The sequence below is a fragment of the Geobacillus kaustophilus genome, from assembly GCF_000948285.1.
GTDB classification, from domain to species: domain Bacteria; phylum Bacillota; class Bacilli; order Bacillales; family Anoxybacillaceae; genus Geobacillus; species Geobacillus thermoleovorans_A.
Genome location: NZ_JYBP01000003.1, coordinates 1,861,425 through 1,886,637, shown reverse-complemented (window position 1 = coordinate 1,886,637; position 25,213 = coordinate 1,861,425). Strand labels below are relative to the sequence as shown.

Annotated in this window: 23 protein-coding genes and 7 pseudogenes; 18 read left to right on the top strand and 12 right to left on the bottom strand. The window is 43.1% G+C overall.

All coding sequences use genetic code 11. The annotated features are described in order from the left end of the window. Window positions 1-164: 164 nt before the first annotated feature. The 5 genes and pseudogenes from LG52_RS09805 to LG52_RS20560 form a co-directional block, all read right to left on the bottom strand. Window positions 165-1,268: pseudogene (locus LG52_RS09805) on the bottom strand (IS256 family transposase); the annotation flags it as partial. 68 nt (window positions 1,269-1,336) lie between these two features. Continuing rightward, window positions 1,337-2,786, bottom strand: a pseudogene (gene tnpC, locus LG52_RS09800) (IS66 family transposase). A gap of 92 nt (window positions 2,787-2,878) precedes the next feature. Further along, window positions 2,879-2,953 (bottom strand): annotated as a pseudogene (locus tag LG52_RS21000) (transposase); the annotation flags it as partial. 155 nt (window positions 2,954-3,108) lie between these two features. Continuing rightward, window positions 3,109-3,648, bottom strand: coding sequence for an IS630 family transposase (locus LG52_RS20565; RefSeq protein WP_044733199.1), 540 nt, complete (start codon window positions 3,646-3,648; stop codon window positions 3,109-3,111). Beyond that, window positions 3,620-4,183 carry a helix-turn-helix domain-containing protein gene (locus LG52_RS20560; RefSeq protein WP_231584449.1) on the bottom strand — a complete coding sequence of 188 codons (564 nt, stop codon included), beginning with the start codon at window positions 4,181-4,183 and terminating at the stop codon, window positions 3,620-3,622. Before LG52_RS20560 ends, LG52_RS20565 begins: the two co-directional genes overlap by 29 nt. A 134-nt stretch (window positions 4,184-4,317) precedes the next feature. Here LG52_RS20560 and LG52_RS18510 point away from each other — a divergent pair, with 134 nt between their 5' ends. From LG52_RS18510 to LG52_RS09775, 3 genes are all read left to right on the top strand, one after another. Beyond that, window positions 4,318-4,698, top strand: coding sequence for a DUF4304 domain-containing protein (locus LG52_RS18510; protein WP_052523796.1), 381 nt, complete (start codon window positions 4,318-4,320; stop codon window positions 4,696-4,698). A gap of 102 nt (window positions 4,699-4,800) precedes the next feature. Continuing rightward, on the top strand, window positions 4,801-5,973 hold the full coding sequence (locus LG52_RS09780; RefSeq protein WP_044731775.1) for an ISL3 family transposase: 1,173 nt from the start codon (window positions 4,801-4,803) through the stop codon (window positions 5,971-5,973). Window positions 5,974-6,199: 226 nt separating this feature from the next. After that, window positions 6,200-6,568, top strand: coding sequence for a hypothetical protein (locus LG52_RS09775; protein ID WP_052524496.1), 369 nt, complete (start codon window positions 6,200-6,202; stop codon window positions 6,566-6,568). A 16-nt stretch (window positions 6,569-6,584) separates the two neighbouring features. Here the strand turns inward: LG52_RS09775 and LG52_RS20190 are convergent, their stop codons facing one another. Then, window positions 6,585-7,124, bottom strand: a complete 540-nt coding sequence (locus LG52_RS20190; protein ID WP_044731563.1) for an IS630 family transposase — start codon at window positions 7,122-7,124, stop codon at window positions 6,585-6,587. Continuing rightward, the gene (locus LG52_RS20185) at window positions 7,121-7,651 is read right to left on the bottom strand and encodes an IS630 family transposase (protein ID WP_044731501.1); all 531 of its coding nucleotides are present in this window, start codon (window positions 7,649-7,651) and stop codon (window positions 7,121-7,123) included. The genes LG52_RS20190 and LG52_RS20185 overlap by 4 nt, the downstream gene beginning before the upstream one ends. 710 nt (window positions 7,652-8,361) lie before the next feature. Here LG52_RS20185 and LG52_RS09760 point away from each other — a divergent pair. From LG52_RS09760 to LG52_RS09720, 9 genes and pseudogenes are all read left to right on the top strand, one after another. Continuing rightward, window positions 8,362-9,144: pseudogene (locus LG52_RS09760) on the top strand (Wall-associated protein); the annotation flags it as partial. A gap of 102 nt (window positions 9,145-9,246) precedes the next feature. Then, window positions 9,247-10,380 carry an IS4-like element IS5377 family transposase gene (locus LG52_RS09755; RefSeq protein ID WP_015375695.1) on the top strand — a complete coding sequence of 378 codons (1,134 nt, stop codon included), beginning with the start codon at window positions 9,247-9,249 and terminating at the stop codon, window positions 10,378-10,380. Between the two features lie 13 nt (window positions 10,381-10,393). Beyond that, window positions 10,394-11,143: pseudogene (locus tag LG52_RS19765) on the top strand (RHS repeat-associated core domain-containing protein); the annotation flags it as partial. Between the two features lie 58 nt (window positions 11,144-11,201). Then, complete coding sequence (locus tag LG52_RS09745; RefSeq protein WP_015374290.1) at window positions 11,202-11,681, top strand: hypothetical protein; 480 nt, start codon at window positions 11,202-11,204, stop codon at window positions 11,679-11,681. 422 nt (window positions 11,682-12,103) lie between these two features. Continuing rightward, window positions 12,104-12,670, top strand: a pseudogene (locus LG52_RS09740) (type IV secretion protein Rhs); the annotation flags it as partial. A gap of 9 nt (window positions 12,671-12,679) precedes the next feature. Next, window positions 12,680-13,108, top strand: coding sequence for a hypothetical protein (locus LG52_RS09735; RefSeq protein WP_231584446.1), 429 nt, complete (start codon window positions 12,680-12,682; stop codon window positions 13,106-13,108). Between the two features lie 294 nt (window positions 13,109-13,402). Then, entirely contained in the window at window positions 13,403-13,543 is a 141-nt protein-coding gene (locus tag LG52_RS19760) for a hypothetical protein (RefSeq protein WP_156135631.1), read from the top strand. A 467-nt stretch (window positions 13,544-14,010) separates the two neighbouring features. Next, window positions 14,011-14,427, top strand: a complete 417-nt coding sequence (locus LG52_RS09725; protein ID WP_042412506.1) for a DUF4304 domain-containing protein — start codon at window positions 14,011-14,013, stop codon at window positions 14,425-14,427. A gap of 113 nt (window positions 14,428-14,540) precedes the next feature. Then, window positions 14,541-14,945 carry a hypothetical protein gene (locus LG52_RS09720; RefSeq protein ID WP_156135630.1) on the top strand — a complete coding sequence of 135 codons (405 nt, stop codon included), beginning with the start codon at window positions 14,541-14,543 and terminating at the stop codon, window positions 14,943-14,945. 43 nt (window positions 14,946-14,988) lie between these two features. On the opposite strand, the gene tnpC (LG52_RS09715) is transcribed toward LG52_RS09720, so the two are convergent. Then, complete coding sequence (tnpC, locus tag LG52_RS09715) at window positions 14,989-16,437, bottom strand: IS66 family transposase (protein ID WP_044730904.1); 1,449 nt, start codon at window positions 16,435-16,437, stop codon at window positions 14,989-14,991. Window positions 16,438-16,749: 312 nt separating this feature from the next. Between tnpC (LG52_RS09715) and LG52_RS09710 the strand changes: the two genes are divergently transcribed. From LG52_RS09710 to LG52_RS09695, 4 genes and pseudogenes are all read left to right on the top strand, one after another. Continuing rightward, window positions 16,750-17,883, top strand: a complete 1,134-nt coding sequence (locus LG52_RS09710; protein ID WP_015375695.1) for an IS4-like element IS5377 family transposase — start codon at window positions 16,750-16,752, stop codon at window positions 17,881-17,883. Window positions 17,884-18,101: 218 nt separating this feature from the next. Next, entirely contained in the window at window positions 18,102-19,274 is a 1,173-nt protein-coding gene (locus LG52_RS09705) for an ISL3 family transposase (protein ID WP_044731773.1), read from the top strand. 139 nt (window positions 19,275-19,413) lie between these two features. Then, complete coding sequence (locus LG52_RS18505; protein ID WP_052524490.1) at window positions 19,414-19,650, top strand: hypothetical protein; 237 nt, start codon at window positions 19,414-19,416, stop codon at window positions 19,648-19,650. 45 nt (window positions 19,651-19,695) lie between these two features. Further along, window positions 19,696-20,277: pseudogene (locus LG52_RS09695) on the top strand (RHS repeat-associated core domain-containing protein); the annotation flags it as partial. 167 nt (window positions 20,278-20,444) lie between these two features. Here the strand turns inward: LG52_RS09695 and LG52_RS09690 are convergent. Beyond that, window positions 20,445-21,635: an ISL3 family transposase gene (locus LG52_RS09690; protein WP_044730474.1), complete on the bottom strand. Its 1,191-nt coding sequence runs from the start codon at window positions 21,633-21,635 to the stop codon at window positions 20,445-20,447. 203 nt (window positions 21,636-21,838) lie between these two features. Here LG52_RS09690 and LG52_RS20995 point away from each other — a divergent pair, with 203 nt between their 5' ends. Continuing rightward, window positions 21,839-22,030: a hypothetical protein gene (locus LG52_RS20995; RefSeq protein WP_075261907.1), complete on the top strand. Its 192-nt coding sequence runs from the start codon at window positions 21,839-21,841 to the stop codon at window positions 22,028-22,030. A 43-nt stretch (window positions 22,031-22,073) separates the two neighbouring features. Then, complete coding sequence (locus tag LG52_RS09685; RefSeq protein WP_044733190.1) at window positions 22,074-22,412, top strand: DUF4304 domain-containing protein; 339 nt, start codon at window positions 22,074-22,076, stop codon at window positions 22,410-22,412. A gap of 69 nt (window positions 22,413-22,481) precedes the next feature. Here the strand turns inward: LG52_RS09685 and tnpC (LG52_RS09680) are convergent, their stop codons facing one another. From tnpC (LG52_RS09680) to LG52_RS20175, 3 genes are all read right to left on the bottom strand, one after another. Continuing rightward, window positions 22,482-23,930 carry an IS66 family transposase gene (tnpC, locus tag LG52_RS09680; RefSeq protein ID WP_044731772.1) on the bottom strand — a complete coding sequence of 483 codons (1,449 nt, stop codon included), beginning with the start codon at window positions 23,928-23,930 and terminating at the stop codon, window positions 22,482-22,484. Window positions 23,931-24,120: 190 nt separating this feature from the next. Next, entirely contained in the window at window positions 24,121-24,660 is a 540-nt protein-coding gene (locus LG52_RS20180; protein WP_044731106.1) for an IS630 family transposase, read from the bottom strand. Further along, on the bottom strand, window positions 24,657-25,187 hold the full coding sequence (locus LG52_RS20175) for an IS630 family transposase (protein ID WP_044731501.1): 531 nt from the start codon (window positions 25,185-25,187) through the stop codon (window positions 24,657-24,659). Before LG52_RS20175 ends, LG52_RS20180 begins: the two co-directional genes overlap by 4 nt. Window positions 25,188-25,213 lie beyond the last annotated feature (26 nt).

The following is a 25,213-nucleotide window of genomic DNA, read 5'->3' as shown; positions in this document are numbered from 1 at the left end:
CCGGTACCGTCAAGAATTTTGTGTAATGTAAGATAGATAGGGTATCTCTGAAATAGATTTAGAATAGAGGGGAAGACTGGTTTCCTCCACACAGGAGACTGAATATTCAGTCTCCTGTGTGGAAAGAGAGAATCCCCCTTATCTCATTGATTTACATTATTTGGTTAATTATAACGTTCTTCAAACATTCGTTGAAGGGCTTCATGTGCTTCGGCAAATCCTCGCCACTTTCGCCCTGCCCATTTCTCATTAAAATCTTGGATGGTCAAATACACGACTTTTTCAGCGGCTTCTAAACTACTCAAACTGTTCATCGGCTTTAGACGTTTCCGAATCTCTTTGATCGTTCGTTCAATGGCATTGGTCGTGTAAATCACACTTCGAATACTGCTTGGATAATCCATAAATGTAAGGAGGACATCCAACTCATTGGCCCAAGATTGGACTTCTCTCGGATACTTGCTGGACCATTTCGACTCAAACTGTTGAAACATCTGTAACGCCATCTCCTTATTCGGTGCGCGATAAATCAGTTTGAGATCCTCTGCCACTTCAAATTGATCTTTTTTCCGAACACGATTTAAGGTATTATGTACTTTGTGAACGACACAGCGCTGCACATCGGCTTTCGGATAAACGGCTTTAAAGGCTTCCTCCAGTCCCGGAAGGCCATCGAATACACCAAGAAGTACTTCCTGTAATCCTCTCTTGTAGAGATTGTGGAGGATCTCTTGCCACCCATAGGCACTTTCTTGTCCTCCTACGAAGAAGTCGAGAATTTCACGATACCCTTCTTCGTTTACACCTAACACGACATAAATGACCTCTTTTTCTACCGTATCTCGACGAAGTTTCACGTACACCCCATCCAAATATAAGACCGAATATCGCTTTTGTAGAGGACGTGTGTGCCATTTCGCAATGTCTTCCTTTACCACATCCGTGATATGACTAATCGTTGTTGGTGAGTAGGCATTTCCTAAAATTCGTTCGATAAACTTGCCAATTTCACGCGTACTCATCCCACTTTGATACATCTTGATGACGGCTTCCTCGAGCCAGCCGGTATGGCGTTGGTAAGGGGGGAACAACTGCGTTTGAAATTCCCCGTTTCGGTCTCTTGGGACAGAAAGGCCTTCAATACGACCATACTGCGTATCTAGGTTTCGATGGTAATAGCCGTTTCTTCTATTCGACGTTCCCTTCTGTTCAATTTCGAGGAAACTCTGAATTTCTTCCTTCATGATCAACTCTAATTTTTCCGTAACTATTCACCCCGATGCTAGTGTGTAAAGTAGCCCAGCACAAATAGGGCATTTCTGTCATAGAAAATGCCCTACGTAGCGGAAAGAACACGATCTATCGTTTCGCCTGTCAACAGAAGACACAACGAGTCCCACACGTTTTTTTCGTGCTTGGTGAGTGTGGAAACGATGCTCCTTGCGATGCAAAACGACTGCGCGAACGTTTCCTGACGAAATGTACCCGAGATGTTCTCTTTGACTTTGACCATGCGAAGATCCCGTTCGGCTTGGTTGTTGTCAAAAGGAACGTGAGCTTCACGCAAAAAGCGCAACGCTTCTTCCTTTCGTTTTTGAAGTCGCCGAACGAAGGAGAGCGCTTTTTTCGGCAACGGTGTCATCCCTTCCAACTGATGGTTGGCTTTCTCGAGTATGCGATCATACACGTGCTCCCAACGTTTCGCTTCTTCTTCAGGAAGAAAGCCACCATGTTGTTCGACCACTTGTTTGGCATTTAATAGAAACGTGGTCATCCGTTTTGCCCATGTATGCCCTTGTTCGATGAATCCTTTCAAGTCACGTAAATGATGGGCATGACAAAGGGCATGTGTGGCTTCGGTGTATCTCGGGTATGTACCGAATGCATCATGCATCATCGTTCCTTTATATCGTGGAAGAATCCCGATTTCATCGGTTGCTTTCTTTCCACGAGAAGCGTGAGGAGCTAAGTACGTATATGCGGATGTACAGGCGACATGAACCCAGGCCTGTTTGCCATCGATCCGCAAGCTCGTTTCATCGACATGCAAGATGTCCGATTGAAGCAATGCTTCCTCGATGATGTCCATGTTTGGTTCGAGTGCTTCGCGACCTCGTTTGACCATATTGACAAGTGTTCCTGTGCTGATCGGATGTTGATATAGCTCTTCCATCATGTCACGTAAACGTTGATATGGAATCATTTGTATGTTGTATAAATACACGACAAGCGCCGTGATCCGTGGACCATATTGCACATGATTGGTGACGTGTGATGGGAACTCGGCTTGTTGCACGCATCGGCAATGTGGACATGATTTCACTTCGCGTTCATGTTGTGTCACTTCCATCGTCACGGGAGGCAGATCAAACACTTGACGGACATCGACTTTGAACGGTTTTACGTCACGCAAAGAAGACCCGCATCCTTGACACGTATGTACGCGATGGACGACACGATGATGTGGATGTTCCACTTGACGGAGCGTCGTTCCCTCATGTCCCTCCTGTCCGCCAGGCTTTTTGTCAGACGGTTCACGAGAGGAACGCTTTTTCTCAAAACGGTCAGAAGATGGGGGCAGATGGCTATTAGAGCTGTTTTTTTTTCGTGCGTGCTTCCAGCTCTTGAACACGATACTTCAGTTGTTCATTTTCTTTGCGTAGCTGTTTGTTTTCTTGACGCAAATGTTCATTTTCTTGAATGAGTTGATGAATGAGCTGTTTTTGTTGTTGGACTTTGCTGATTAAGCTTTCAACCGTCAATACAGCTTGTTGTACCGTCAACATGCGATTCACCTCCTTGTCTATCAATATTCACATCATAGACAGGAAAACCAAAAAATATTCAGCTCACTTTATGAGGTGGCTGAATAGTTACATTTTTCCTTTACAAACTGACGAATGGCGTTTTCCAGTTGATTGAGCCAGTCTAAATTCGGTATACTTTTAGACATAGGTAGGGTTCTCCTTTCTCTAAGATTTTTGGCCAAATCAGAGAATACCCTACCTTTTTCTTTTGGTCTAGCCAAATGCTTGACACAAAATTTTATACATCATCGGGATTTAGAGTACTGTTTAATTAAATAACGTTGTACTATATAGATTCAGATTAATTTTCCGACATAACCACCTGTCCGATGCGCTGGAGCACTCTTTCTGGAAATTCAGAAAGGTACTCCAAAAACGAAACAATCGATTCTCTCAACTCCTTTCGAGTGGGATGGAACCGATTGGCAATGACACTTTCTTTCAGCCAGCCCCAAATTCGTTCAACTAAATTTAAATTCGGCGAATAAGGGGGTAAGAATACAAAAGTTAACTGCTCTTCACGCTCCTGTAAAAAAGGCTGAAGAACTTTGGCATGATGAATTTTTGCGTTATCCAAGATCATAACGACATGTTTGTTTGGATATTGGTTTAATATGTATTGAAGAAACTGCAGAAAAGCCTGTGCGTTACATTGGTCCGTTTCCATACAGAGAAATTCACCCGTTTCGATATTCACACCACCTAATAAGCTAACCGTTGCGTGGTGTCCATACGTAGGGATTTGTTTTTGACGCCCTTTGACACTCCATGTGGTACGAAGAGCTTGGTAATCGCGAATATGACTCTCATCTTCATAGATTATGACTGTGTTGTCGAACAAGTTTTTTTATGAGTTCTATTTCCTGTTGAAACTCTTTTTGTTTTTGAGGATTCGCCCGTTTGAGGGTATACGTAGGGCGTGTATAGCGAAATCCCCATCGATGGAGCATATCACAAATCCCACCGCGAGACATGGTGACAGAAAATTTCTCTTCTAATACATGTTGAATGATTCGTGTATTCCAGCTGGTTTCGATGCCATATCCTTCATCGGCAGGGGTGCTTTCTTCCAACATCTTTCTTAATTCGCGTTCTTCGTCTGGAGACAGATACGGCTTTCTACCGGGAGCATAATGGCGTTTGAATAGCGCATCCATACCACCTTGATTAAACTTTTGAACATAAATCGAAACGGTTTCACGATGGATGTTCAAAAGCTCAGCGACTTGGATTCCTAAGTAGCCTTGCATAATGAGACGAATCACCGCTATTCGTTTCGCCATGTTCGCATTTTTCATTCGGCGTTCCTGTTCTTGAAGACGTTCGATGGTCCAACCATGATTGTTCGTAATTTGTAATCCTTTTTTCTTCATCATTCATCCGCTCCTTTGATTCATCTGTTTAGGAGCAGTATAGACAAGAATAGGCATTGGTTAAACATGTCGGAATTTCAAACTGAATTTATATAGTATACATCGTGAAAGCTTTTAATGAGTAAAGGGGGATCTTTATGTTATCTAATAAGGATAAAATGGTCAGTGCTTTAAAGAAAATAGTTGTCCCAGAATTAAGAAACAGGGGATTTAAAGGGTCTTTTCCTCATTTTAGGAAGCAAGAAGGTCAGTTAGGTTATCTGCTATCGTTTCAATTTGATAAATGGGGAGGAGGATTTATAATAGAAGTTGGAGTAGCAAGGGTTAATGGGGAAGGAAACGTGATAGTTGATGGTATAGTTCGACCATTTCAAAAGATGAAAGCTTTTCACTTAAACAATCGTTTTAGAATAATGAATAATAAAAATGGAGATAAGGATTGGTTTAAATTTGATAACGAAAACCAAAATTTAGAGGAAACAGAATTTATTCGGCTCTTCACCACAAGTTGTACTTGATGATTTAAGATCGGTGTGCATAGCGAAAATAGAGGGTACAAAAAATGCGAATTTTCCTGTATGGTAAAGGTGACCAAACCAAACCATTGGAGGAAAATTCGCATGTACTCTCAGTTTATCAAAGAACTTATCGATTTACCAGATGTTTTGATTCAAAAGGTGCGAAAAGAAGGAGATCGTTGGATTTTCGAACTTTCTCTACCTGAACAATGCCCATTATGTCCTGTCTGCTTGAAACGCACGATCAAAATGACAGGAAAAAAGAAGCAATGGATGCATGGCTATGCTCAACGAATCGGGATTTTTTGGATTGAACTCCCTGTCGAGCGCAGACGTTGTAGTACGTGTGGCATGACGTTCAGCACGTCTTATCCAGAAATCTCCCCTCCAAGTGTGGCAACAGACGCTTTTCAGCAATGGGTGGCGCAATCTTGCATCGGGACATCCATTCAGGCAGTAGCTCGGATGCTCAAACTCCCTTACACGACCGTGGAACGTTGGTTTTATACCCATGCCCCTTCCTTCCTATCGAATGATATCCAACCAAAGGCGGTTTGTGTCGATGAATTTGCCTTTCGAAAAGGGCATGACTACGCAGTGGCGATCATGGATGCCGAGACGGGAGAAGGGTATGCCATCGAAGCTGGAAAGAACGAGGAAGCCATCAGACGTGCGTTGGCGCATGTGTCTCGTTCTGTTCAGTATGTCGTAAGCGATTTAGCCCCAGCGATGAAAAAAGCCATTCAAGGGGGTTGCCCAGAGGCGACACACGTGGTCGATTATTTCCATGTCATTCAGCTGTTTACGGATGCTTTAGATCGTTGCCGCAAATATGTAGACAAAGGAAGCAGGAAACACGGAAATGTTCGTTACGTTTGCCGTTTATTGAGCACATGCCCAGAGAAATTGACGGAGGAAGAACGTCAAATCGTACGAGAATGGTGTAATGAAAGCGATGACTTAAAGTCGGTCTACCAATCGCTCCAACATTTTCGTTATGTGTCCAAAAGCAAAGACGAGCAACAGGCGAAACGACGTTTGGAGTCTTGGATTCATCGGTATTCGTTTTGTCCTTGTTCGGTTGTGCGCGCGATTGCAAAAGCGCTCGTCAAGCGAACAGAAGAAATCGTTTCTTGCATTTTATCCCCTTACTCGAATGGGAAAATGGAAGGAACGAACAACAAGATCAAGCTGATCAAACGTCGAGGATATGGATACAGAAATATCCAGCGTTTTGCATTACGGGTTCGGTTAGAAACGACTAACATACTTTAATGGCAGGTGCAAGTACATCTTTTGGTGATGAACCATTTATTCGAATAGCTAAGAATGTTTTACCATATTTAGATGTTGCAGAAAATTGGTTTGAAAAAATAAAGCAAAAGCAAACAGTACGATAGAACCAATCTAGGCGACCTGCTTGCTTTATAGCAGTGTCGTCTTTTTTATAACAATTTAGGTAAGCTATTGGCGTAAGAAAAAGTAGTAATAAGGTGATACTATGTCACTCTGGAAAAGCGTAAAGAACAAGGAAAGAGTTGTTTTAAGTGATGATGCGATCGATTTGTTAAGTGATACGCTCTTAGAAATCAAAAAAATTTATGAAGAAGATTTAGAAAGAAAACCAACGGTAGCTGAATTGGAAGCATTAATCTTGGAGGCTTTACAACTTGATTCAAATATTAATGAACAATTAGGGGAAATGGAAATCGTCGATGTAAATTTTAAATTGAAAAAGAAAAGAAAGACGCCTAATATTGAATCAGGTATTGTATTCGCAATCCCGCTTAAAGAAATTGAAAAATATACTTATGGTTTAGTAGTAAAAGGAAAAGGATTAAAGGATGACATCTATATAAATGCACCTTGAAAAGTTAACTTTTCGATTACGCGGAACACCCCAAGCGCCGCAACACTTCCTCCGGGCGTTCCTGAATGTAATGAGCAAATCGTTGAACCGCTTGCACGATCTCGTGGCGGTCTTTGTGAAAGGCGTTGGCGATCATCGTATCCTTCAGCCATTTCCACAAACGCTCGATCGGGTTGAGCTGCGGCGAGTAGGGAGGCAGATACAGGAAATGAAAACATTGTCCTTCTTCTCGCAAAAAGTCCTTCCCCATTCGAGCGTGATGAATCCGGGCATTGTCCAAGACGAGCGCAATGATCCGGTTGGGATGCCGCTCTTTGAGCAGGCGCAAGAAATCCAAGAACGTCGCGGCGTTGGCGGCTTCTGTTTGGTGAAGCACGATGTCCCCATCGTGGACGTTCACCGCGCCAAATACCGAAACATGGGCATGATGGCCGAATGTCGGCACACGTTTTTGACGACCGACCTCGGACCAAGTGGATCGCAAGACATGATAAGAGCGGATATGCGTTTCATCGATGTACAGAAGAACGGCATCTTCTGTCTCCTTGGTGATCAAGTTTTTTTTATCAAATCCATTTGCTTTTCAAATTGCTTTTGCTCATCCGGATTCCCTTTCGCCAGCGTGTACGTAGGGCGAGTCCATGACAGACCTTGACGGTGCAGGAGTTTTCGCAGCGCTTCACGGGAAAGGCAAACACCAAAGTGCTTTTCGACATAGGATTGCAGGAGTTTGGTGTTCCAGGCCGAAGCGACGTCCCAGCCCAGTTCCGCGGGAGTGGTGGTCAACACAAGCTGTTTGATCTCTTCCTGCTGTTCTTCGGTGAGAAACGGCTCCCGTCCAGGGGCGAAATCCCGATGAAGCAAGAGCTCCAGACCGCCTTCGTTGAACAGCGACACATAATGGGAAACGGTTTGTCGGCACACGTTGACCATGGAGGCCGCCTCTTTGCCCAAATAACCTTCCATGACCAAACGAACCGCCATCACCCGTTGGCGAAGAAGCGCGTTTTTGATTTTCCGTTCCTGTTTGCGAAGCGTCCGTGGCGTCCATCCGTGATCATGGGTGATGTTGAGACGTTTCATGAATGATCCCGCTCCTTTTCCATAGGTTTCCTTAGGAACAGGATAACTGGAGTGTGCATCGGTTATACGAAGGTTAACTTTTTAATGAGCATGTATATAATAATGCGCTTAACAAAACTAATTTTCTCTTTCTCCATTTAAACATCTTTTCTACTCCTCTCAAATTTGCAAGTCTTTTGCTGTGAAATTAATTAATTCACCATATAATAATAGGTTCATCACCAAAAGATGTGCTTGACTTTTAAAGACAAACATGATAGCAATGTTGCTCAAAGAGACGTATGGTATTAAAAGGAAAAAATGCTGTTTTGATTTTCTCTATCATGATCGTCTTTATTTGTCAAATACAGTTTGTGGTGAAGAGCCTAATAATATATATATTGGAATATATTGTTGTCAATTGTATTAATATGGTTCATCACCACAACATGTACTTGACAAGTGATACGCTTTCTTGAACAAGAATGTGCAAAAATCATTGATTTGCTGATTCTTCCTCACAAGCGTCAGTAGAGCGTGTTATAAAAAATCAAGCACAACTTTTGGTGAAGAGCCATAAAAACGGAAACAAACTTTCTGTACAATATTTAAAAGACGGTACGACCAAAACAAGAACATTTGATAAAGCGAATCGGCTGGTGGAACTGTCGGACCGTGGCGGGCTGCAAAAATGGCTGTACCCAACCACATCGGATAAATTGCAGCAGTTCATGTTCTCTCATGGGTCCTTTAGCCAAACGATCCATTACCAATATAATGCATTGGATCAAAATACGGTCGTCCAAGATGGAACGTATACGTACCGCTTTGACTATGACGAGAGAGGAAACGTTCGCACCTTCACGACAGGAAATGGGGCCGGTTCGACCTTTACGTATGATGACCGCGGCTTAGTGGAAAGCGTTTCGATCGGTACGGCGGACGGAAAAGAAATTTTATCGGAAACATACCGTTACGATGAAAACGGCAACCGGACGAAAGTGGAATCCCCAACGGGGGAAACGACCGTCTACCGTTACGATGCCCTAGACCAATTAGTGGAAGAGCAGCTTCCAGATGGCACGAAAATCGAGTATGCCTATGACGGATTCGGAAACCGGAAGCAAATCGTGAAAACCAAGGATGGGCAGTCGACGACGACCACGGCTGATTATAATGCGGCGAATCAGTTGGTTCGTTTCGGTGACGAAACAATCACGTACGATGCGAACGGCAACCGATTGGAAGACGGTCAGTATCAATATGAATGGAACGCAGCCGACCAGCTCGTCTCGATTACAAGAAAAGGTGAAAGCACTCCTTTTGTGACGTACAAATATGATGAAGACGGCCGGCGCATCCAAAAGAATGTCAATGGCGTCGTGACGAACTACCATTACCAAGGCGACAGCCTGAACGTTCTGTATGAAACCGATGCAAGCGGAAATGTGGTAAGATCGTATATATACGGAGAAAACGGGCAGCTCCTTGCGATGAAAAAAGGCAATGCGACCAGGCGTGTTGATTATCCAATAAAATCCAAAGGGTATAGAAAAAAGAGCACCTTTCCTGTAGAATGTGAGTAGCGACACAAACAAACCCAGGAGGTGCTCTCTATGAACAAGCATACCACACTCCCGAATTTGATGCAAAAACTTGTTTCGGATGAAGAGATTCAACTGATTGCCGAAGCGGTTGGGTATCGTGATTCGTCTCGAACCTTTACGTTGCGCGAGTTGATTCACTTCTTCCTGCTGGCCGCCATGCATCAATGGAAAAGCTTTCGCCACGGAGCCGATGTGGGGCCTCTGTATGGATTGCCGCGATTCCATTATTCAACTGTATCCAAGAAAGCGAAAGAAGTTCCCTATGACATCATGAAACGCTTGTTGGCGTTGATCATTTCCAAGTGCAACCGCCAAACCCGCCGTTCGCTTCGGTTTCCCAAACCGCTTCGGGTGGTGGATTCGACGACCGTCACGGTCGGGAAAAACCGCCTGCCATGGGCGCCGTATCACGGCGAACGCGCCGGAGTGAAGCTGCACGTCGCGTATTCGCCGGAATCCTCGTTGCCGGCAGACGTGGTGGAAACCATCGGACTGCGTCATGATGGCCCGGTGGGAGAACAGTTGACGAACGCTCAACAAGTGCTGGTGGAAGACCGGGCGTATTTCAAAATCGAACGCCTCGATCGATTTGTGGAGCAGCATCAGCTCTTTGTCATTCGGATGAAGGACAACATCGAACTTCATCAGAAAAAAAGCTTGAAACGCCTTTCCAGCACATCCTCATCGGTTCAAGCCGACTTCACGTGCCAGTTGGGGACGAAACAATGCCGCTCCACCAAGCGTCACCGGGTGGTGATCTTTCGAGATGCGAATGGCCGCGACATTCGGGTCGTGACGAACCTCTTCCATGCGTCTGCGGAAACCATTGCCGACATGTACCAACAACGTTGGACTGTTGAGGTCTTTTTCCGTTGGGTGAAGCAATATCTGAATGTCCCGACCTTGTTTGGCACGACGGAAAATGCGGTATACAACCAACTGTTTGCGGCGTTCATCGCGTATGTGTTGCTGCGATGGCTGTATGATCAAACCAAAAAACAGACGAACGTCTCTCTTTCCTTCATTTCGTTCGTTCGCCGTTTTTTCTCTGGGCAGCTTCCTCTCGATTGGAAATCCGGGATGGCCGCTGCTTTGTTTGAGTATGCCCAAATTTATGGAAGGCGTATGTATAATTTTGGATAATCAACACTCGTGCAATGCGACATATTTTTACCACTATAACGCCCATGGCGATGTCATCGCCCTAACGGATGCGCAAGGAAACATCGTAGCCCGTTATCAATATGATGCATGGGGGAATATTCTCTCTCAATCCGGTGCCTTGGCGGATGAAAACCCATACCGATATGCGGGATACCAATATGACCAAGAAACGGGTCTTTATTACTTAATTTCCCGATACTACCACCCAGAGCATGGCGTGTTCCTTTCCTTGGATCCAGATCCGGGGGATGCGGACGATATCCTCACGCAGAATGGGTATGCGTATGCGAACAACAATCCTGTCAAGATGGTAGATCCTGATGGAAAATTTGCATGGTGGGCTGCTGCTGCTCTTAGTGGTGCAGTTATTGATGCAGGCATATATGCATGGGAAAATAGAAAAAATTACCGATCCAAAAGATTTTGGAAAGGACTAGGGAAGAGTGCCATAAGAGGAGCAATAACCAGTGTCGCTATTGGTGGAGCTGGAAAAATAGCTTATTGGGCCGCAAGAGGTGGAAGAATTATTAAAGTTGGAAAAATAGGAGAGTATTATGGTGTTAAATGGAGAACTCGTAAGGGTATAGGATACACATATAAATCATTCGAATTTCATCCCCCTCATAACGGTCATGGTTATCATTGGCAGTTAAATAGGTGGAGCTATTATCAGGGGAAATTTAGAAGAAGTAGTAAAGGAACTAAACGTTGGACATGGTATGGTAAACGTATTAAGGGATAACTTATAAATAAAGGTGGAACTCTGTTAAGTTCCACCTTTATATTAGGAGGAATTAGAGATGAAGAAAAAAAAGTTTAAGGCCGTCAAACTGGATGAATTATCAAAAACGAGAGTTTTCGAACTAGAAGAACAAATTGAAGAAATAATCGTGGATATACTTAACCAGTATCAGCAATTTTTTGTCCAAAATGGCTATATTTTAGATATTAAATTAGAACGAATTAATGAAGTTGATGCTTTGAAAGGTATTGAGGAGCATGGTATGGAAAAAGGTCAATGCTTTGAAACAAATTACTATTCTTTTGTTTGTTTAGCTATTAAAGATTCAAGTGGAAAATTAATTGGTAATGAAGAAGATGGGTATTTAATAGAAAATATCCATATTTGGAATGTCAACAAACCGTTTTTTTCATCAAAAAAGGGATATATAATCAATTTACCGCCTTTAGAAATAAAAAAGGAAATTGAAACAGTAATTAAAGATTTTGCGAGAGTTTTAAATATAAGCATTTCAGGGTCAAACACAATTAACAATTAATTCGAGCGCTGTTTTGTGTCAAATAATGGCGATTTATTAAGAAGTCCTTTGTAAAAGGCAAAAGATTTTAACCAAATGGAAATTTATAGGATGTATAACAATCTAAGTAGAGGACAGTTTATTTTGTTGGTATAAGAGTACCACATGCTATATAGATGCAACGAAAGCGTTTAACATATCCTTGACGGAAAAGCGGCTTGTCCATTTTTGACTGTCGAAGGCAAGCCACAGGCTTGCCTCCGTCACGCCTTAGCGTGACGGAAGACCGAACAACGCCCCGCTGCACAGACCCATGTATGGGTCTGTGCAGCGGGCGTTGTTCGGTCACCCGACAGTCGATCCAATGACCGGTAAAAGCTATAAATGTTAAAGCTTTAAATTGCATCTATATAAATTATAGGAGTGTCGTCTGTATCATAGATGATAGAGACCCAGGGGATGCGGATGATATCCTTACACAAAACGGATATACGTACGCGAACAACAATCCAGTGATGTTGGTGGATCCAGATGGGCATTGGGTCTGGCTGGCCATCAATGCGGGGTTTGCGGTTTATGATGGATATAAGGCATTTAAAAAAGGTGGATGGAAGGCTGCGGCAATTGCTGTAGGTGTAGGGATTGTTGGCGGTGTTGCATTCAAAGGTGTGAAAATCGCTTATGGTGCCTATAAATTAGGTAAGTTTTCAAGAACTTATAGGCTGGCGAAAAAAGTGTCAAAAAAATTTGGGGGAACTTTAGGAAGAACTAAAGGCGATGGATGGAAGGTAACTATTCCAGACGGTAAAAAACCCCTAGTTGTAAGAGTTATGAATAAAGGCGGAATACGTAATAAACCGTACTTTAGAATAAGTAAAGATGGACGCGGCTCTTTGACGTTAGATGGTGAATGGTCTAATCGTCGGGAGCTCACACATATTAATGTATCGAGAAGATCCTATAAACAAATTGTGAGAATGATTAATAAATACAGAGGAGAGATTAGGTGAGTGATTAGTATGAATCAAAAAAAATTAGTTGCTTTATTAAATGAAATGTGGGCTACCGTAGTCAAAAGTTTTCATATTGATATTTTATCTCATACGATTAGTCTAAATGTGAAAGTAGTTGATAATGAGAAATATTATAAGATTGTGTTCAAAGGTGTTTCCTCTTTTTATTTCGTAGAAAACTCTGGAGATTCCCGCTTGAACCCAGTTGATCCAGAAGATGGAGATTACATTGAGCTAACTTCAATTGATTATTATAAGAATGGTATAGGTAAAATTCATATGAGTTCGTCAAAAGAAATTTGGGTTGGTGAATACTTTTCTTCAGCTAACTTTGTACTTGAGTTTTGGGAGGCACTATTATTTATTGAAGCTAAAAGTATAGTGATCAATGGAGAGGAGTTTCTAGTAGATTATCCAGTTAAAGTGCAAAGTTAAAAAATTTTTGATTGATTAATATTGCAAAATGGGCTGTCACATCTATATAGGCAGCCCTTTGAAAATGCATAAAAGAATTTCCTGAAAATTAAGATATAGGTACTTTTACCACTATAATACACATGGAGATGTCATCGCCCTAACGGATGAGCAAGGAAATATGTGAGTTCCGGAAATTACAAGTATAAAGAATATCAGTTAACAGTTGTATATAATAAGAGAACCAAACGGGTACGTCATTTCCACTATGAGCCATATAAGTAACCAATATAACTGGTAGAAAGGATGCAAAGCATGAAAGTATTTGTATGTGAGGAAGACGCAGATCGAAGCCTAGAGCTAATTATCACGGACTTTGAAAATGAAGGGGATCCGTTTTTTGGTGGATGCTACTTTACAGGAAAAGTAAAGCTAAAAGAGTGGCTTTATAGCTGAAACGGTTCACTTTCATTTTGACAATCATGATATCTTTCATTTCTATGAAAGTTTAAAGAAAATATACAGAGAACAAGAAGGTAAAGCAGTTTTTCATTCAGAATCTAAGGAACTAAATGTTGTAGTGCAAATCTACAATAGTGGAGGAGGAATTGTTCAGGTTCAGTTTAAGGATTTACACAGCGAGGATTTTTTTAGTAGCAGTCTGCATATACACATTTCTACATTACCGTATATGCTTGACCAACTGCGGCACCATCTAGATATTTTTAAATACTGCTCATAGTTACTTATGTCATATAGACTCAAAATCAGTTAAGATGGTTTGAGTATCAGACTGTTGTAGACAAAACAGAATTCAGACACCCAGCTTGAATCCTATTTTGCTTTAATGGCACGTACTGTATTAAATTATTTCAAATTTAACAAGTAAAGGGGGGATCTTTATATTATCTAATAAGGATAAAATGGTCGGTGCTTTAAAGAAAATAGTAGTCCCAGAATTAAGAAACAGGGGATTTAAAGGGGCTTTTCCTCATTTTAGGAAGCAAGAAGGTCAGTTAGGTTATTTGCTATCGTTTCAATTTGATAAATGGGGAGGAGGATTTATAATAGAAGCTGGAGTAGCAAGGGTTAATGAGGAAGAAAACGTGGTAGTTGATGGTATCGTTCGACCATTTCAAAAGATGAACGCTTTTCACTTAAACAATCGTTTTAGAATAATGAATAATAAAAATGGAGATAAGGATTGGTTTAAATTCGATAACGAAAACGAAAATTTAGAGGAAGCAGAATTTATTCGAATAGCTAAGAATGTTTTACCATATTTGGATATTGCAGAAAATTGGTTTGAAAAAATAAAGCAAAAGCAAACAGTACGATAGAACCAATCTAGGCGACCTGCTTGCTTTATAGCAGTGTCGTCTTTTTTATAACAATTTAGATAAGCTATTGACTCAAGAAAAAGTAGTAATAAGATGGTATGGTTGGTGATACAATGTCATTTTGGGAAAGCATAAGGAACAAGGAAACAGTTGTTTTAAGTGATGATGCAATCGATTTGTTCAGTGATACGCTCTTAGAAATCAAAAAAATTTATCAAGAAGATTTAGAAAGAATGCCAACGGTAGCTGAATTAGAAGCATTAATTTTGAAGGCTTTACAACTTGATTCAAATATTAATGAACAATTAGGGGAAATGGAAATCGTCGATGTAAATTTTAAATTGAAAAAGAAAAGAAAGACGCCTAATATTGAACCAGGTATTGTATTCGCAATCCCGCTTAAAGAAATTGAAAAATATGCTTATGGTTTAGTAGTAAAAGGCAGGCGTGTTGATTATCCAATAAAATCCAAAGGGTATAGAAAAAAGGTAACTATTCACCCCGATGCTAGTGTGTAAAGTAGCCCAGCACAAATAGGGCATTTCTGTCATAGAAAATGCCCTACGTAGCGGAAAGAACACGATCTATCGTTTCGCCTGTCAACAGAAGACACAACGAGTCCCACACGTTTTTTTCGTGCTTGGTGAGTGTGGAAACGATGCTCCTTGCGATGCAAAACGACTGCGCGAACGTTTCCTGACGAAATGTACCCGAGATGTTCTCTTTGACTTTGACCATGCGAAGATCCCGTTCGGCTTGGTTGTTGTCAAAAGGAACGTGAGCTTCACGCAAAAAGCGCAACGCTTCTTCCTTTCGTTTTTGAAGTCGCCGAACGAAGGAGAGCGCTTTTTTCGGCAACGGTGTCATCCCTTCCAACTGATGGTTGGCTTTCTCGAGTATGCGATCATACACGTGCTCCCAACGTTTCGCTTCTTCTTCAGGAAGAAAGCCACCATGTTGTTCGACCACTTGTTTGGCATTTAATAGAAACGTGGTCATCCGTTTTGCCCATGTATGCCCTTGTTCGATGAATCCTTTCAAGTCACGTAAATGATGGGCATGACAAAGGGCATGTGTGGCTTCGGTGTATCTCGGGTATGTACCGAATGCATCATGCATCATCGTTCCTTTATATCGTGGAAGAATCCCGATTTCATCGGTTGCTTTCTTTCCACGAGAAGCGTGAGGAGCTAAGTACGTATATGCGGATGTACAGGCGACATGAACCCAGGCCTGTTTGCCATCGATCCGCAAGCTCGTTTCATCGACATGCAAGATGTCCGATTGAAGCAATGCTTCCTCGATGATGTCCATGTTTGGTTCGAGTGCTTCGCGACCTCGTTTGACCATATTGACAAGTGTTCCTGTGCTGATCGGATGTTGATATAGCTCTTCCATCATGTCACGTAAACGTTGATATGGAATCATTTGTATGTTGTATAAATACACGACAAGCGCCGTGATCCGTGGACCATATTGCACATGATTGGTGACGTGTGATGGGAACTCGGCTTGTTGCACGCATCGGCAATGTGGACATGATTTCACTTCGCGTTCATGTTGTGTCACTTCCATCGTCACGGGAGGCAGATCAAACACTTGACGGACATCGACTTTGAACGGTTTTACGTCACGCAAAGAAGACCCGCATCCTTGACACGTATGTACGCGATGGACGACACGATGATGTGGATGTTCCACTTGACGGAGCGTCGTTCCCTCATGTCCCTCCCGTCCGCCAGGCTTTTTGTCAGACGGTTCACGAGAGGAACGCTTTTTCTCAAAACGGTCAGAAGATGGGGGCAGATGGCTATTAGAGCTGTTTTTTTTCGTGCGTGCTTCCAGCTCTTGAACACGATACTTCAGTTGTTCATTTTCTTTGCGTAGCTGTTTGTTTTCTTGACGCAAATGTTCATTTTCTTGAATGAGTTGATGAATGAGCTGTTTTTGTTGTTGGACTTTGCTGATTAAGCTTTCAACCGTCAATACAGCTTGTTGTACCGTCAACATGCGATTCACCTCCTTGTCTATCAATATTCACATCATAGACAGGAAAACCAAAAAATGGATCTTCACCACACAGTGTACTTGACAAAGAAAGACGATCATGATAAAGAAAACCAAAACAGCATTTTTTTATACCACACATCTCTTTGAGCAACATTGCTATCATGTTTGTCTTTAAAAGTCAAGTACATCTTTTGGTGATGAACCCAAAAAATATTCAGCTCACTTTATGAGGTGGCTGAATAGTTACGAAAAAAGAGCACCTTTCCTGTAGAATGTGAGTAGCGACACAAACAAACCCAGGAGGTGCTCTCTATGAACAAGCATACCACACTCCCGAATTTGATGCAAAAACTTGTTTCGGATGAAGAGATTCAACTGATTGCCGAAGCGGTTGGGTATCGTGATTCGTCTCGAACCTTTACGTTGCGCGAGTTGATTCACTTCTTCCTGCTGGCCGCCATGCATCAATGGAAAAGCTTTCGCCACGGAGCCGATGTGGGGCCTCTGTATGGATTGCCGCGATTCCATTATTCAACTGTATCCAAGAAAGCGAAAGAAGTTCCCTATGACATCATGAAACGCTTGTTGGCGTTGATCATTTCCAAGTGCAACCGCCAAACCCGCCGTTCGCTTCGGTTTCCCAAACCGCTTCGGGTGGTGGATTCGACGACCGTCACGGTCGGGAAAAACCGCCTGCCATGGGCGCCGTATCACGGCGAACGCGCCGGAGTGAAGCTGCACGTCGCGTATTCGCCGGAATCCTCGTTGCCGGCAGACGTGGTGGAAACCATCGGACTGCGTCATGATGGCCCGGTGGGAGAACAGTTGACGAACGCTCAACAAGTGCTGGTGGAAGACCGGGCGTATTTCAAAATCGAACGCCTCGATCGATTTGTGGAGCAGCATCAGCTCTTTGTCATTCGGATGAAGGACAACATCGAACTTCATCAGAAAAAAAGCTTGAAACGCCTTTCCAGCACATCCTCATCGGTTCAAGCCGACTTCACGTGCCAGTTGGGGACGAAACAATGCCGCTCCACCAAGCGTCACCGGGTGGTGATCTTTCGAGATGCGAATGGCCGCGACATTCGGGTCGTGACGAACCTCTTCCATGCGTCTGCGGAAACCATTGCCGACATGTACCAACAACGTTGGACTGTTGAGGTCTTTTTCCGTTGGGTGAAGCAATATCTGAATGTCCCGACCTTGTTTGGCACGACGGAAAATGCGGTATACAACCAACTGTTTGCGGCGTTCATCGCGTATGTGTTGCTGCGATGGCTGTATGATCAAACCAAAAAACAGACGAACGTCTCTCTTTCCTTCATTTCGTTCGTTCGCCGTTTTTTCTCTGGGCAGCTTCCTCTCGATTGGAAATCCGGGATGGCCGCTGCTTTGTTTGAGTATGCCCAAATTTATGGAAGGCGTATGTATAATTTTGGATAATCAACACTCGTGAGTAAAAGGAAAAGGATTAAAGGATGACATCTATATACAATATTTCGATATCTTTACTAATGAAATATTAGATATAAAGGCTCTTCACCACAAGTTGTACTTGATGATTTAAGATCGGTGTGCATAGCGAAAATAGAGGGTACAAAAAATGCGAATTTTCCTGTATGGTAAAGGTGACCAAACCAAACCATTGGAGGAAAATTCGCATGTACTCTCAGTTTATCAAAGAACTTATCGATTTACCAGATGTTTTGATTCAAAAGGTGCGAAAAGAAGGAGATCGTTGGATTTTCGAACTTTCTCTACCTGAACAATGCCCGTTATGTCCTGTCTGCTTGAAACGCACGATCAAAATGACAGGAAAAAAGAAGCAATGGATGCATGGCTATGCTCAACGAATCGGGATTTTTTGGATTGAACTCCCTGTCGAGCGCAGACGTTGTAGTACGTGTGGCATGACGTTCAGCACGTCTTATCCAGGAATCTCCCCTCCAAGTGTGGCAACAGACGCTTTTCAGCAATGGGTGGCGCAATCTTGCATCGGGACATCCATTCAGGCAGTAGCTCGGATGCTCAAACTCCCTTACACGACCGTGGAACGTTGGTTTTATACCCATGCCCCTTCCTTCCTATCGAATGATATCCAACCAAAGGCGGTTTGTGTCGATGAATTTGCCTTTCGAAAAGGGCATGACTACGGAGTGGCGATCATGGATGCCGAGACGGGAGAAGGGTATGCCATCGAAGCTGGAAAGAACGAGGAAGCCATCAGACGTGCGTTGGCGCATGTGTCTCGTTCTGTTCAGTATGTCGTAAGCGATTTAGCCCCAGCGATGAAAAAAGCCATTCAAGGGGGTTGCCCAGAGGCGACACACGTGGTCGATTATTTCCATGTCATTCAGCTGTTTACGGATGCTTTAGATCGTTGCCGCAAATATGTAGACAAAGGAAGCAGGAAACACGGAAATGTTCGTTACGTTTGCCGTTTATTGAGCACATGCCCAGAGAAATTGACGGAGGAAGAACGTCAAATCGTACGAGAATGGTGTAATGAAAGCGATGACTTAAAGTCGGTCTACCAATCGCTCCAACATTTTCGTTATGTGTCCAAAAGCAAAGACGAGCAACAGGCGAAACGACGTTTGGAGTCTTGGATTCATCGGTATTCGTTTTGTCCTTGTTCGGTTGTGCGCGCGATTGCAAAAGCGCTCGTCAAGCGAACAGAAGAAATCGTTTCTTGCATTTTATCCCCTTACTCGAATGGGAAAATGGAAGGAACGAACAACAAGATCAAGCTGATCAAACGTCGAGGATATGGATACAGAAATATCCAGCGTTTTGCATTACGGGTTCGGTTAGAAACGACTAACATACTTTAATGGCAGGTGCAAGTACATCTTTTGGTGATGAACCGATATAAAAAACTTTAGTAATCAATTTGAAAAACTTTCTGTTCTATATACTATTAACAGTGGAATATATGGAATCGTTAATAAAGAATGGAAAATTATTGGGAAATTGTCTAAAGGGAAATTCAACCCTGCAAAATATGAGTTACCTGATTTTGTGTTTTACAATGGCAAGGAATATTTTGTGAGTCGAGGGGATGCGAATACACCAATAGCAGAATTAGAGCCTATTTCTAAAGAGGAAGGGGAAAAAATAAAAAATCCAATTGGTCTGATTGGTAGTAATAATATAGTGGAAATGCTTATTAATTCTTACTACGAGAAACAAAATCAAAAATGTATTTAGCCTTTTTAAGGTTATCCCGTGATTTAAGGGATAACCTTTTTATTGTACAGTGAAGACAGCGGGCGCATCCAAAAGAATGTGAATGACGTCATTACGAATTACCATTACTAAGGCGACAGCTTAAACGTCCTGTATGAAACGGACGCAAGTGGAAATGTGGTAAGATCGTATATATACGGAGAAAACGGGCAACTCCTCGCCATGAAAAAAGGCAATGCGACGTATTTTTACCACTATAACGCGCATGGGGATGTCATCGCCCTGACGGATGAACAAGGAAACATCGTGGCCCGTTACCAATACGATGCGTGGGGCAACCTTCTGTCAAAATCGGGCGCTGTGGCGGATGAAAATCCATACCGCTATGCGGGATACCAATATGACAACGAAACGGGTTTCTATTACTTAATTGCCCGGTACTATCATCCAACGCATGGCGTGTTCCTATCTTTAGACCCAGACCTAGGGGATGTGGACGATATCCTCACGCAGAATGGGTATGCGTATGCGAACAACAATCCGGTGATGTTAACCGACCCAGATGGAGAGAATCCTTATATAATTATCTTGGTCTCCGTTGGTGGAAGGATTGTTGCTAAAAAAGTGGGTCTTCACCATTTTCTGTGATTTCTACTCAATCCTAGAGACATGTTAGCTGGATGAAATAGGTTCATCAGTCAGGATCCTTCTTCCGCATACAGACCACGAAGTTGGTAGAATGGAAACAGTCAAGTGCTTTCCTTGACGGGTTCCATTCTACCAACTATCATACCGATAGCGGAAGAAGGGAGCGCTTAAGCAGCCTGACTGCCTGTAGTGTTCCCTGTACACTCCAGAAATACACGCAAACGAAACCGTTCTAGATTTCGATAGCCATATGCCCGGCGTTTGATGTTTTTGATCTTGTGATTCGTCCCCTCAATTCGGGCATTCGTATATGGGCACAAAAAGTAGGAAAGAATCGGCTCCTTCCACCTTTCAAGCGTGTTGGCTGCTTTCTGAAAAGAAGCAAAAGGGCTCTGTTTGGCTAACTGAATCCATTCTTCCAAGCGTTCCTTTGCTTCATGATATCCATCGGTTCGGTAAAAATCCCGAAACAACTCTTTCAGATAATAAGCAATGGAAAGTGCCGGATACTCCTCCAAGATATCGTCTAATCGAAGCCGTTGGTCCTTACGAAGCTTTTCACAGCCTTTCAAGAGAAGATATCGAGCCTTTTTCAATGGAGAAAATTCCTTTCTTGCTTGATCCAAGGCTTGTGTCACTTTTTGAACCACATGGTACTTATCGATGACAATCGAAGCAGATGGAAACAGGGCGCGAACCGCCTTATGATAAGGTTCCCACATGTCAAGAATCACCGTTTGGACCATTTCTTTCGACAGGATATTTTGGCTCAACAAGTTGATGGCGGAGTCACATTGGCGATCGGCATGCATTCCCATGACCGATCCGGCTCTGGCATCCATCAATACAGTTTCATACTGATGTCCCTTTTTTACAGCGATTTCATCTAAACTAAGCACCATTCCTTCTTGAGAAGATGCTTCTATCGCTGTTTGACGCTCTTTTGCTTTTTTCGATGCGATGGAGTAATAAATGCGTTCCAATGTTGTATATGGGATGCGGTGCTTTCGGCTAACCTCTTGAATGGTGGAGCCTTCGCAAAGTTCATACAAGTACTCACAAAATCGATTGGTGTAGTGTTGATTGGGTGGAATCGATTCCAAAGAGGCGGAAAACACTTGAGAACAATTCCAGCACCGATAGCGCTTTACCTTTATGAACAAGTACACCGGTTGATGGAAAATCGCCAAATCCCGTACTTTTCTTGTCCGTCTGTCGTGGACAGAGGAAGTGGCAAACCCACAATGAGGGCAACGTTCCTGTGTCTCTGTTTTCTCTACATGAATCGCATAACCATAGGAAAGAAGTTCTTGTTTAATCACTTTAAATTCTGGCAATCCTAGTGGTATAGAAAGCACTTACGAGACCTCCTTAATGTTTATTTCACCGCTAACATTATTGCCAGGATCTCGTCAGTGCTTTCTCTTTTTTGTCACTAAATCACAAAATTTGGTGATGAACCAAAAAAGTAGCCAAATCCTTAATAAAAAAAGCAGTAAAACGAACCGTTAAGAAAGCTGCTAAATGATATACAAAGTCAAATTTAAAATTAGGACGACAAATGCATAAATCATATAAAGCTAATAAGGTACTTAAAGGGGTAAGAGAAAAGGAATTTCGTTTACCAAGTGGAAAAAGAATTGATTTTATTGATTTCGAGAAGAAAATTATATATGAACTTAAACCAAATAACCCACGAGCAATAAAAAAAGGCCTAAAACAATTAAAAGCTTATAAAAAAAATTTATGGTAAAGGCTGGAGAACAGTATTAGAAGTTTATTGAGGAGGTAGAGCGATGGAAAGGAAAGAGTTTAAAAAGATTGTTAGTGACTGTTTATTAGCAAACGGTTTCTCGAAAAAAGGCAAATATTATTATAAGGAAAGCCCTGAGGTAATATGTTGCCTTGGATTGCAGAAATCAAATTACTCTAATTGTTATTATGTAAATGTAGGTATAGTGATTAAGGAAATAAATAAAAGGCTAGAGCTTCCACGAGATGTTGACGGTGATATTAGATGTAGGTTCTATTTCAAAGTTGAAGGTAAGGAAGTTGACTGTCTTGACCTTGATAGAATAAATGAAAGTAGTGTTATTGTTTCATCATTAGAAGCGAACATTTCAGAAATAATGTAACTATTCACCCCGATGCTAGTGTGTAAAGTAGCCCAGCACAAATAGGGCATTTCTGTCATAGAAAATGCCCTACGTAGCGGAAAGAACACGATCTATCGTTTCGCCTGTCAACAGAAGACACAACGAGTCCCACACGTTTTTTTCGTGCTTGGTGAGTGTGGAAACGATGCTCCTTGCGATGCAAAACGACTGCGCGAACGTTTCCTGACGAAATGTACCCGAGATGTTCTCTTTGACTTTGACCATGCGAAGATCCCGTTCGGCTTGGTTGTTGTCAAAGGGAACGTGGGCTTCACGCAAAAAGCGCAGCGCTTCTTCCTTTCGTTTTTGAAGTCGCCGAACGAAGGAGAGCGCTTTTTTCGGCAACGGTGTCATCCCTTCCAACTGATGGTTGGCTTTCTCGAGTATGCGATCATACACGCGCTCCCAACGTTTCGCTTCTTCTTCAGGAAGAAAGCCGCCATGTTGTTCGACCATTTGTTTGGCATTTAATAGAAACGTGGTCATCCGTTTTGCCCATGTATGCCCTTGTTCGATGAATCCTTTCAAGCCACGTACATGATGGGCATGACAAAGGGCATGTGTGGCTTCGGTGTATCTCGGGTATGTACCGAATGCATCATGCATCATCGTTCCTTTATATCGTGGAAGAATCCCGATTTCATCGGTTGCTTTCTTTCCACGAGAAGCGTGAGGAGCTAAGTACGTATATGCGGATGTACAGGCGACATGAACCCAGGCCTGTTTGCCATCGATCCGCAAGCTCGTTTCATCGACATGCAAGATGTCCGATTGAAGCAATGCTTCCTCGATGATGTCCATGTTTGGTTCGAGTGCTTCGCGTCCTCGTTTGACCATATTGACAAGTGTTCCTGTGCTGATCGGATGTTGATATAGCTCTTCCATCATGTCACGTAAACGTTGATATGGAATCATTTGTATGTTGTATAAATACACGACAAGCGCCGTGATCCGTGGACCATATTGCACATGATTGGTGACGTGTGATGGGAACTCGGCTTGTTGCACGCATCGGCAATGTGGACATGATTTCACTTCGCGTTCATGTTGTGTCACTTCCATCGTCACGAGAGGCAGATCAAACACTTGACGGACATCGACTTTGAACGGTTTTACGTCACGCAAAGAAGACCCGCATCCTTGACACGTATGTACGCGATGGACGACACGATGATGTGGATGTTCCACTTGACGGAGCGTCGTTCCCTCATGTCCCTCCTGTCCGCCAGGCTTTTTGCCAGACGGCTCGCGGGAGGAACGCTTTTTCTCAAAACGGTCGGAAGATGGGGGCAGATGGCTATTAGAGCTGTTTTTTTTCGTGCGTGCTTCCAGCTCTTGAACACGATACTTCAGTTGTTCATTTTCTTTGCGTAGCTGTTTGTTTTCTTGACGCAAATGTTCATTTTCTTGAATGAGTTGATGAATGAGCTGTTTTTGTTGTTGGACTTTGCCCATTAAACTCTCAACCGTAAATACAGCTTGTTGTACCGTCAACATGCGATTCACCTCCTTGTCTATCAATATTCACATCATAGACAGGAAAACCAAAAAATATTCAGCTCACTTTATGAGGTGGCTGAATAGTTACCATAGTGTTTATACATTGACAAAGAATGGGAATGTTGTATATGTGGGTAGGACAAGAAATATTGCTATATAAATGCACCTTGAAAAGTTAACTTTTCGATTACGCGGAACACCCCAAGCGCCGCAACACTTCCTCCGGGCGTTCCTGAATGTAATGAGCAAATCGTTGAACCGCTTGCACGATCTCGTGGCGGTCTTTGTGAAAGGCGTTGGCGATCATCGTATCCTTCAGCCATTTCCACAAACGCTCGATCGGGTTGAGCTGCGGCGAGTAGGGAGGCAGATACAGGAAATGAAAACATTGTCCTTCTTCTCGCAAAAAGTCCTTCACCATTCGAGCGTGATGAATCCGGGCATTGTCCAAGACGAGCGCAATGATCCGGTTGGGATGCCGCTCTTTGAGCAGGCGCAAGAAATCCAAGAACGTCGCAGCGTTGGCGGCTTCTGTTTGGTGAAGCACGATGTCCCCATCGTGGACGTTCACCGCGCCAAATACCGAAACATGGGCATGATGGCCGAATGTCGGCACACGTTTTTGACGACCGACCTCGGACCAAGTGGATCGCAAGACATGATAAGAGCGGATATGCGTTTCATCGATGTACAGAAGAACGGCATCTTCTGTCTCCTTGGTGATCAAGTTTTTTTTATCAAATCCATTTGCTTTTCAAATTGCTTTTGCTCATCCGGATTCCCTTTCGCCAGCGTGTACGTAGGGCGAGTCCATGACAGACCTTGACGGTGCAGGAGTTTTCGCAGCGCTTCACGGGAAAGGCAAACACCAAAGTGCTTTTCGACATAGGATTGCAGGAGTTTGGTGTTCCAGGCCGAAGCGACGTCCCAGCCCAGTTCCGCGGGAGTGGTGGTCAACACAAGCTGTTTGATCTCTTCCTGCTGTTCTTCGGTGAGAAACGGCTCCCGTCCAGGGGCGAAATCCCGATGAAGCAAGAGCTCCAGACCGCCTTCGTTGAACAGCGACACATAATGGGAAACGGTTTGTCGGCACACGTTGACCATGGAGGCCGCCTCTTTGCCCAAATAACCTTCCATGACCAAACGAACCGCCATCACCCGTTGGCGAAGAAGCGCGTTTTTGATTTTCCGTTCCTGTTTGCGAAGCGTCCGTGGCGTCCATCCGTGATCATGGGTGATGTTGAGACGTTTCATGAATGATCCCGCTCCTTTTCCATAGG